Source organism: Acidovorax sp. (genome assembly GCF_047607405.1).
In the GTDB taxonomy this organism is placed as follows: Bacteria; Pseudomonadota; Gammaproteobacteria; order Burkholderiales; family Burkholderiaceae_C; genus Acidovorax.
On record NZ_JASGDA010000071.1, the window covers coordinates 1 to 9,452 of the forward strand.

Here is a 9,452-nt window from a genome sequence, read left to right on the forward strand (position 1 = left end):
CCTGGCACCCCTGGCCGCCGCCTTGCTGCTGGCCTGCGCCGCCCATGCCCAGGGCGCGCGCCAGCGCATCGACCTGGCGCCCGCGCCGCTGGACCGCGCCGTCGGCGCCCTGGCCCGGCAGGCCGGCGTGCAGGTGGTGCTGTCGTCCGAACTGGCCCAGGGCCGCAGCGCGCCCGCGCTGCACGGCGACTACACGCCGCGCGAGGCGCTGGAGCGGCTGGTGGCCGGCAGCGGGCTGGTGGTGCGCGCGCAGGACGAGAAGACCTTCACCGTCGAGCCTGCGCCGCCCACGCCGGCGGCGCAGGGCACGCTGGGGGAGGTGACCGTGACCGCCCAGCTGCCGGACGGGGAGACCGCCACCAGCCCGGTGCCCGGCTACATCGCCCGCCGCGCCGCGACGGCGCTCAAGACCGACACGCCGCTGGCGGAAACACCGCAGTCGGTCACCGTGGTCACCAGCGACCAGATGACCGACCAGGGCGCCACCAGCATGGAAGGTGCAATGAACTATGCGGCGGGGGTGCGCAGCGGGGTCTGGGGCTTCGACACCCGTGGCGACTGGTTGCTGGTCCGGGGCTCGGAGCCAACGCTGTATCTGGACGGCTTGCAGCAATACACAGAAGGTTATGGGTGGCAGACGAACACCCGCGAAGACCCCTACATGCTGGAGCGCGTCGAGGTGCTGCGCGGCCCGGCCGGCATGCTCTACGGTGCCGGCAGTACCGCAGGCCTCGTCAACATGGTCAGCAAGCGGCCCTTGCAGGAAGCGCAGCGCGAGGTCGGCGTTTCGCTGGGCAGCTTCAACCGGCGGCAGGTGCAGGCCGACCTGACCGGCCCGCTGACCGAGGATGGCGTGTGGTCGTACCGGCTGATTGCCCTCGCCCGCAAGTCCGATACCCAGGTGGACTACGTGCCCGACGACCGCAGCCTGATCGCGCCATCGCTGAGCTGGCGACCCAACGCCGCCACCTCGGTGACGCTGCAAGGACTGTGGCAGGAGAACAAGAGCGGCCAGTCGGCGCAATTCTTTCCATGGGCCGGCACCCTGCTGCCGAACCCGAACGGGCAGCTCCCGAGCAGCCGCTTCATCGGCGAGCCCGGCGACTACTTCAACGGCTCGCGGCGCAGCTTTGGCTGGCAGGTCGAGCACCGCTTCAGTGACACCCTGGTGTTCCGGCAGAGCGCCAGAGTTGCCCGCAACGTCATCGAGAACGACTATCACACCAATGCGTTCTGGCTGGGCGCATGGGCGGACGACCCGATCAATCAGCGCCTCCTCACGCGAGCGCATTTCAGGCAGCACTACCGCAATCAGGTCGGCGGGATCGACAACCATCTGGAGGCCAGCTTCGACACCGGCGCAGTCAAGCACAAGCTGCTGCTGGGAGCCGATTACTCGCGCCAGAAGTTCGATATGAAGTCCGGCAGCGGTCCGACCAGCCTTATTGACGCCTATGCACCGGTCTATGGCGTCAGCAACGATCCCATCACCGAGTTTTCCTTCCTTCGGCAAACGGCAACGCGCAACGCCGGCATCTATGTCTCCGATCAAATGCGCTGGCAGGACTGGATTCTGGTCGCGGGCCTGCGTCACGACCGCAGCACTAGCGACACCGACACCAATTTCGGCGCGGGCGAGCCCGAGACGACCCAAGCCAACACCAAGCGCCTGGGCCTCATATATGCATCGCCTTCCGGCTGGTCGCCCTATCTGAGCTACTCCGAATCGTTCACGCCGCAATCCGGCACCACCGAGGAAGGCACGCTTTTCAAACCGCTGCGTGGTGAGCAGATCGAAGCGGGTCTGAAGTACATGCCAGCAGATGGGGCCATCAGCGCCACGGCCTCCGTCTACCGGCTCAAGGAAAAGAACCGCATCGTCTCCAATCCCGACAACCCCTTGTTCGGGCGGCAACTCGACTCCACGCTGAACAAGGGGATCGAACTGGAGCTGAAAGCCAAGCTGTCGTCGAACCTGAGCCTGCTGGCCTACTACACCTACATCGATCAGGATCGAAAATTGGAGGGCACGCCGAAGAACCAGGCTGCCGTCTGGGGCATGTACCGCTTCTCGGCTGCCAACCTGCCCGGCCTGTCGGTGGGCATGGGCGTGCGCTATATGAGTGCCTTCCGGGACCTGAGCGGGCTCGATTCAGGCGGCGAGGCAGGCCCGCGTGTGCCGTCCGTGACCCTGCTCGATCTGATGCTGGGCTATGAGACAGGCCCTTGGCGCTTTGCCCTGAACATCAACAACCTGACGGACAAGACGTACTTCAGCAACTGCGAGTCGACGGCTGACCGTTGCTGGTTCGGCGCGCGGCGCACGATCACGGCAACGGCCACCTACCGGTTCTGACGCGGCGCGCGCCTGCTTGCGGCCACTGATGAAAAAGGCTTGCAGCGCGCGTCCATCAAGCGCTGGCAGCTATTGATTCGATAGTCCGTGGCGCCTGCGCGCGCGTCCGCAGGCGCCGCCGTCGGCCTACTGCAACTGGCTGGTGGTGGAAACGGCGAAATACGCGGGTTTCGCCGAGCCCCAGCCGCTGCACCTTAGAGCGGTACGGCAAAAATGAATGTCAACGATGGTCGCCCTCCGCGCGCCCATCGGCGTGCAGCCTTGGGCGGGAGGTTGACCAGGACAGCACACCAGTCAGGCCGCCGCCCGCCCCGTGCGCAGCCGCACCGGCCCACTGCGCGCCTCCACCGCTGCCTGCACCTCCTTGCGCAGCCCCAGCGCGAAGGCCCATTCGGCCACCACGAACAGCGGCCCCACGATGAGGCCCACCAGGTCGTCCACGAACGCGGGCTTGCGCCCCTCGTAGTAGTGGCCGATGAACTGGATCACCCAGCCCACCGCGAACAGGCCCACGCCCGCGCCCAGCCACATGGCCAGGCTCTGCGCGGCCAGCCACTGCGCCCCGGCCAGCATGGCGGCCATGATCGCTGCCATGGCCAGGCCGAAGCGCGCGTCCAGCCGGAAGTAAAAGACACTAGCCGCCAGCGCGCAGAGCAGCGCAGGCGTCACGGGCAGGCCGCCCGCCATCCAGACGGGCCGCGAGAGCAGCACGACGACCGCGAACATGATCATGGGCACGCCCACGAAGTGCGTATGGATGTTGCGCGGGTCGCGGTGGTAGTCGGCGTATTGCGAAAGATGGTCGATCAGGGTTTTCATGGGATGTCTCCGTCTGGCGTTTTGAGCAGCATCGATGTTCGCCCCGCCCCGCACCAAGGTCTGTCGGACAGACGACAAAACACCCCCATGACCGACCCCGCCGCCTACCTGCCCATTTTGCAAACCGGTCGCTGGTTCGCCCAACTGCCCCCAGCCTTTGCCCAGCCGCTGATCGCCATGGCCCTGGTGCGCCAGTTGCAGCCGGGCGAGGTGCTGTTCCTGCGCGGCGACGCGCCCTGCGGGCTGTATGCGGTGGTGCGGGGCGCCATCAGCATCTCGGGCACGGGCGGGCGGGCCGACGAGGCGCGCGCCGCGCTGCTCACGCGGCTGGAGCCGCCGCACTGGTTTGGCGAGATCTCGGTGTTCGATGGCTCCGCCCGCACACACGACGCGCACGCCGCCGAGGCCAGCACGCTGCTGCACGTGCCGCACCAGCGCCTGCAGCAATGGCTGCAAGACCACCCTGTGTACTGGCGCGCGCTGGCGCTGCTGCTGACCGACAAGCTGCGCACCGCCTTCGTCGCCATGGAGGAGCTGGCCCTGCTGCCCGCGCCCCAGCGCCTGGCGCGGCGGCTGGTGCTGATGGCCGAGGGCTACGGCCAATTCATGGTGCCCGGCCAGTCGCGCCGGGTGATCGGCATATCGCAGGAGCAGCTGTCGCTGATGCTCGCCATCTCGCGCCAGACCACCAACCAGATCCTCAAAGACCTGCAAGCGCGCCAGTTGCTGCGGGTTCACCGGGGCGAGGTGGAGATCGTGGACCTGGACGGCCTGCGCGCCGCATGCTCCTGATTTGCTACTGATTGCATAGCTGTCTGTGACCGTCAGATAAGCGCTGGAGGCCGATTTGACCCCAATACTAAGCACACATTTCAGTTGCAGGCAAAATGGCCCCCACCATGCAACTGAACTACATCGCGAACGCCTCGGTGCCGTCGGCGTCGGGCCGCACCATCCCGGTGATCGACCCGTCCGACGGCCAGCCCTTCGACGAGATCCAGCGCAGCAACGCCGACGACATCGACACGGCGGTACACGCGGCCCGCCAGTGCTACCAGGCGGTGTGGCACAAGATGGCGCCTGCCGACCGGGGGCGGCTGCTGCAAAAGCTCTCGGCCAAGATTCTGGAACACGCTGACGAGCTGACGGCGCTGGAGCAGCGCGACTGCGGCAAGCCCACAAGCCAAGCCCGCGCCGACGCGCTGGCGCTGGCGCGCTACTTCGAGTTCTATGCGGGCGCGTGCGACAAGCTGCACGGCGCGACCATTCCCTACCCCGACGGCTACAGCGTGCTGACCTGGCGCGAGCCGCACGGCGTGACGGGCCACGTCATCCCCTGGAACTACCCGATGCAGATCTTTGGCCGCAGCGTGGGCGGCGCGCTGGCGGCAGGCAACGTGTGCGTGGTCAAGCCGGCCGAAGACGCCTGCCTGTCCCTCATCCGCGTGGCGCAGCTGGCGGCCGAGGTGGGCTTCCCGTCCGGCGCGCTCAACATCGTGACGGGCTACGGCCACGAGGTGGGCGACGCGCTGGCGCGGCACCCGGGCATAGCCCACATCAGCTTTACCGGCAGCCCCAAGGTGGGCACGCTGATCCAGCAGGTGGCCGCGGAGCGCCACTGCCCCGTCACGCTGGAGCTGGGCGGCAAGAGCCCGCAGATCATCTTTGCCGACGCCGACCTGGACGCCGCCGTCCCCGTGGTCATCAACGCCATCGTGCAGAACGCGGGGCAGACCTGCTCGGCGGGGTCGCGCGTGCTGATCGACTCGCTGATCTACGAGCCGCTGCTGGAGCGCCTGGGCGCGGCGTTTGAAAAGCTGCGCGTCGGCCCTGCGGCGATGGACCTGGACGTGGGCCCGCTCATCCGCCAGACGCAGCAGCAGCGCGTGTGGGACTTTTTGTCGGACGCGCAGGTCGCGGGCATCCCCATGGTGGCCCAGGGCAGCATCGTCGACGAAGCGCCCGAGGGCGGCTACTACCAGGCCCCCACGCTGCTGCGCGACGTACCCGTGGGCCACCGCCTCGCGCAAGAAGAAGTCTTCGGCCCCGTGCTCTCGGCCATGGCCTTCCAGGACGAAGACCATGCCGTCGAACTCGCCAACGCCACGCAGTTCGGCCTGGTGGCGGGCATCTGGACGCGCGACGGCGCGCGCCAGTTCCGCATGGCCCGGCGCATCCACAGCGGACAGGTGTTCATCAACAACTACGGCGCGGCAGGCGGCGTGGAGCTGCCGTTCGGCGGCGTCAAGTCCAGCGGCTACGGGCGCGAAAAAGGCTTCGAGGCGCTGTACGGCTTCACCACGCTGAAAACCGTGGCCATCAAACACGGCTGACCGCGCCATGCCTTTGCCACCCCCCGCACCCCGGGCACTGAAACACGTGCGCCGCGTGACCTACCAGGGCTTCGAGCGCGAAGACGGCCTGTGGGACATCGAGGGCGAGCTGCACGACAGCAAAGCCTACGACGTGACATCGGCCCGCAGCGGCGGCACGCGCCGCGCGGGCGAACCCATCCACCACATGTGGCTGCGCGTGACGGTGGACAACACCCTGACCGTGCAGGCCATCGCCGTCGCCATGGACGCCCACCCGCTGCGCGGCTGCACCGAGGCCCAGGCGTCGCTGCAGCGCATGGTGGGCTGCAGCATGGCGCGCGGCTGGCGCCAGGCCATCCAGCAGCACCTGGGCGGCGTGGAAGGCTGCACCCATCTGCGCGAGCTGCTGTTCAACCTGGCCACCGCCGCATTCCAGTCCGCGACCGCCGCGTTCCAACCCGCCAGCGACGACCTGCCGCCCCGGCACCTGGGCCAGTGCAAGGGCTGGGACTTCAGCGGCGAAGGGGTAAAGGAACACTACCCCCGCTTCTACAAAGACAAGAGCCAAATCGGCCTCTAGCGCTTGCTGTGTATAGGGCAGCAGCTATCAAAACAGGAGACAAACCATGCGCGTGCAGAACAAATCCATCATCGTCACCGGCGCGGGCGGCGGCATCGGCGAGGGCATCGCCCGGCGCCTCGCGGCGGAAGGCGGCAACGTCATCGTGGCCGACATCAACGCTGCGGGCGGCCAGCGCGTGGTGGACTCCATCAAGGCGGCGGGCGGCACCGCCAGCTTCTTCCAGGCCGACGTGACGAACTCCGCCCAGGTCAAGGCCCTGGTCGATGAAGCCCTGCGCCTGCACGGCAGGCTGGACGTGGTGGTCAACAACGCGGGCTGGACGCACCGCAACCGCCCCATGCTCGAAGTGAGCGAGGACGAGTTCGACAAGGTCTATGCCATCAACATGAAGAGCATCTACCTGTCGGCCATCCACGCCGTGCCCGCCATGCGCGCCAACCCGGAGGGGAGCGGGGGCAGCTTCATCAACATCGCGTCCACGGCGGGGCTGCGCCCGCGCCCGGGCCTGACCTGGTACAACGGCTCCAAGGGCGCCGTCATCATCACCAGCAAGTCCATGGCCGCCGAGCTGGGGCCGGACAACATCCGCGTGAACTGCATCAACCCCGTGTTCAACCCCGACACGGGCCTGGCCGCCGAGTTCGCGGGCGGGCCGGTGGACGAGGCGCGGCGGGCCAAGTTTTTGGCAACCATTCCGCTGGGCCGCTTCTCCACCGCGCTGGACGTGGCGAATGCCGCGCTGTACCTGGCGAGCGACGAGGCCGCCTTCATCAGCGGCGTGTGCATCGAGGTGGACGGCGCACGCTGCGTCTGACCGCCCCGTGCGGCAAAATCGGCCCATGGCCGACCGTGTGATCCCCCTGCTGGACCAGCGCATCGCCGCCCTGGCGGTGCGGGTGCCGCCCCGCGCCCCGGCGCCCAGCGGCCTGCTCACCGACACCCTGGGCCGCCCGCTGCGCGACCTGCGCATCAGCGTGACCGACCGCTGCAACTTTCGCTGCAACTACTGCATGCCCAAGGAAGTGTTCGGCAAGGACCACCCCTACCTGCCGCACGATGCGCTGCTCAGCTTCGAGGAGATCACGCGCCTGGCGCGCCTGTTCCTCGTACACGGCGTGCGCAAGATCCGCCTCACGGGCGGCGAGCCCCTGCTGCGCAAGAACCTCGAAGCCCTGGTGGCCCAGCTTGCGCAGCTGCGCACAGTGGATGGCCGCGTGCCCGACCTGACACTGACCACCAACGGCGCGCTGCTGGCGCGCAAGGCCCGCGCGCTGAAGGACGCGGGCCTGGGCCGCGTCACCGTCAGCCTGGACGGGCTGGATGACGCCGTGTTCCGCCGCATGAACGACGTGGATTTTCCGGTGGCCGAGGTGCTGGCGGGCATCGAGGCCGCGCAGGCGGCGGGCCTGGCCCGCATCAAGGTCAACATGGTGGTCAAGCGCGGCACCAACGACCACGAGATCGTGCCCATGGCCCGCCACTTTCGCGGCACGGGCGTCACGCTGCGCTTCATCGAATACATGGACGTGGGCGCGACCAACGGCTGGCGCATGGACGAGGTGCTGCCGTCCGCCGAGGTCATCGCCCGCCTGTGCGCCGAGCTGCCCCTGGTGCCGCTGCCCGCCAGCAGCCCCGGCGAGACGGCCGAGCGCTGGGGCTACGCGGGCGCCGATGGCCGCCACGACCCGCAGCTGGGCGAGGTAGGCGTCATCAGCAGCGTGACGCAGGCCTTCTGCGGCAACTGCAACCGCGCCCGCCTGTCCACCGAGGGCAGGCTGTACCTGTGCCTCTTCGCCACCCAGGGGCACGACCTGCGCGCCCTGCTGCGCGGCGGGGCCAGCGACGAGGCCATCGCCGCCGCCATCGCGCCCATCTGGCAGCAGCGCCAGGACCGCTACTCCGAGCTGCGCGGCAGCGTACACGCCAGCGGCGAGCGCATCGAGATGAGCTACATCGGCGGATGATCGAGCGCCAGCACATCACCGGCCTGGTTCTCGCGGGCGGCCAGGGCACCCGCATGGGCGGGGTGGACAAGGGCCTGCAAGCCTTTCGCGGCCAGCCGCTGGCGCTGCATGCGCTGCGGCGGCTGCAACCGCAAGTGGGCGCGCTCATGTTCAGCGCCAACCGCAACCTGCCCGCGTACCAAGCCTTTGGCGCACCCGTGTGGCCCGACGAAGGCGGCGAGGGGCCGCTGGCGGGCTTCCTGGCGGGCCTTGCCCACTGCGCCACACCATGGCTGCTGACGGTGCCGTGCGACACGCCCTTCTTCCCCGCCGACCTGGCAGCACGCCTGGCCGCAGCGGCGCACGGCGACAACGCCGACATCGCCACCGCCGCCGCGCAGGGCGGCGACCCGCAGCCCGTGTTCTGCCTGCTGCACGCCCGCCTGCGCGGCGACCTGGCCGACTATCTGCAAGGCGGTGGCCGCAAGGTGCGCGCCTGGATCGCCCGGCACCGCCACACCACCGCGCGCTTCGACGACGACCCCGGCGCCTTCGCCAACGCCAACACCCTCGCCGAGCTGCGGGCGCTGGAACCGTCTTCTTCCCCATGACCCTGCCCGTGCGCATCCGCGCCCTCACCGCCGCCGACGCGCCCGCCTACAAGGCCCTGCGCGACGAGGCCCTGCGCACGGCGCCCGACGCCTTCACGTCCGACCACGCCGCGTCCGCCGCCCGCCCCGCCAGCGACTACGTGCCGCGCTTCGGCCCGCTGACGTCGGGCCGGTTCTTTCTGGGCGCGTTCGACGGCGCGGGCCGCCTGCTGGGCTGCGTGGGCTGCGAGCGCGACCCGCGCGCCAAGGTGCGCCACATGGCGACGGTCGTCAGCATGATGGTCGCCCCCGCCGCGCAGCGCCAGGGCATTGGCCGGCAACTGGTGGCCGCCTGCGTGGCCGCGGCCCGGCGCGTGCCCGGCCTCACGCAACTGGTGCTGACGGTGACCGCATCCAACCCGCACGTGGTGCGCCTGTACGAACAGGCGGGCTTTCGCGCCTGGGGCCTGCTGCCGCGCGCCATCGTGGTCGATGGCGTGGGCTACGACAAACTGCACATGCTGCTGGTACTGAACCCATGAAAACCATTGCCCAGATCGCCGCCGAGCTGCCAGGCTACGACCCCGACTCCCTGCGCGCCAGCGACGTGGGCGCCTTCCTGGACCGGCTGGTGGAGCCCGTCACCGCCACCGAGGAGATCAGCCTCTACCACGCCCTGGGCCGCGTGCTGGCGCGCGACGTGGTATCGCCCATCAGCGTGCCGCCGCACGACAACTCCGCCATGGACGGCTACGCCTTCGCAGGCGCGCAACTCGCGGCGGGCCAGCCGCTCACGCTGCGCGTGGCGGGCGCGGCGCTGGCGGGCCGTGCCTGGGCGGGCAGCGC

At 69.3% G+C, this 9,452-nt stretch carries 9 protein-coding genes and 1 pseudogene; 9 read left to right on the forward strand and 1 reads right to left on the reverse strand.

Going from position 1 to position 9,452, the window contains the following annotated elements; genetic code table 11:
* Positions 1 to 2,356: TonB-dependent siderophore receptor (locus QM569_RS08225; RefSeq protein ID WP_414986746.1), on the forward strand; the 2,356-nt coding region annotated here is incomplete at its 5' end.
* Positions 2,357 to 2,650: 294 nt separating this feature from the next.
* Here QM569_RS08225 and QM569_RS08230 read toward each other — a convergent pair.
* Positions 2,651 to 3,175: a DUF962 domain-containing protein gene (locus QM569_RS08230; RefSeq protein ID WP_414986747.1), complete on the reverse strand. Its 525-nt coding sequence runs from the start codon at positions 3,173 to 3,175 to the stop codon at positions 2,651 to 2,653.
* Between the two features lie 87 nt (positions 3,176 to 3,262).
* On the opposite strand from QM569_RS08230, the gene QM569_RS08235 reads away from it, so the two are divergent.
* The 8 genes and pseudogenes from QM569_RS08235 to QM569_RS08270 all read left to right on the forward strand — a co-directional run.
* Complete coding sequence (locus QM569_RS08235) at positions 3,263 to 3,967, forward strand: Crp/Fnr family transcriptional regulator (RefSeq protein ID WP_414986748.1); 705 nt, start codon at positions 3,263 to 3,265, stop codon at positions 3,965 to 3,967.
* Between the two features lie 107 nt (positions 3,968 to 4,074).
* Positions 4,075 to 5,508 (forward strand): aldehyde dehydrogenase family protein, encoded by a 1,434-nt coding sequence (locus QM569_RS08240; RefSeq protein WP_414986749.1) that lies wholly within the window; start codon positions 4,075 to 4,077, stop codon positions 5,506 to 5,508.
* A gap of 7 nt (positions 5,509 to 5,515) precedes the next feature.
* Entirely contained in the window at positions 5,516 to 6,070 is a 555-nt protein-coding gene (locus QM569_RS08245) for a DUF2889 domain-containing protein (protein WP_414986750.1), read from the forward strand.
* A 46-nt stretch (positions 6,071 to 6,116) separates the two neighbouring features.
* Positions 6,117 to 6,887, forward strand: coding sequence for an SDR family oxidoreductase (locus QM569_RS08250; protein WP_414986751.1), 771 nt, complete (start codon positions 6,117 to 6,119; stop codon positions 6,885 to 6,887).
* Positions 6,888 to 6,912: 25 nt separating this feature from the next.
* Positions 6,913 to 8,037, forward strand: coding sequence for a GTP 3',8-cyclase MoaA (gene moaA, locus QM569_RS08255; protein WP_414986752.1), 1,125 nt, complete (start codon positions 6,913 to 6,915; stop codon positions 8,035 to 8,037).
* Positions 8,034 to 8,627, forward strand: coding sequence for a molybdenum cofactor guanylyltransferase MobA (gene mobA / locus QM569_RS08260; protein ID WP_414986753.1), 594 nt, complete (start codon positions 8,034 to 8,036; stop codon positions 8,625 to 8,627). The genes moaA and mobA overlap by 4 nt, the downstream gene beginning before the upstream one ends.
* Complete coding sequence (locus QM569_RS08265) at positions 8,624 to 9,148, forward strand: GNAT family N-acetyltransferase (protein WP_414986754.1); 525 nt, start codon at positions 8,624 to 8,626, stop codon at positions 9,146 to 9,148. Before mobA ends, QM569_RS08265 begins: the two co-directional genes overlap by 4 nt.
* Positions 9,145 to 9,452 (forward strand): annotated as a pseudogene (locus QM569_RS08270) (molybdopterin molybdenumtransferase MoeA); the annotation flags it as partial. The gene QM569_RS08265 and the pseudogene QM569_RS08270, both read left to right, overlap by 4 nt.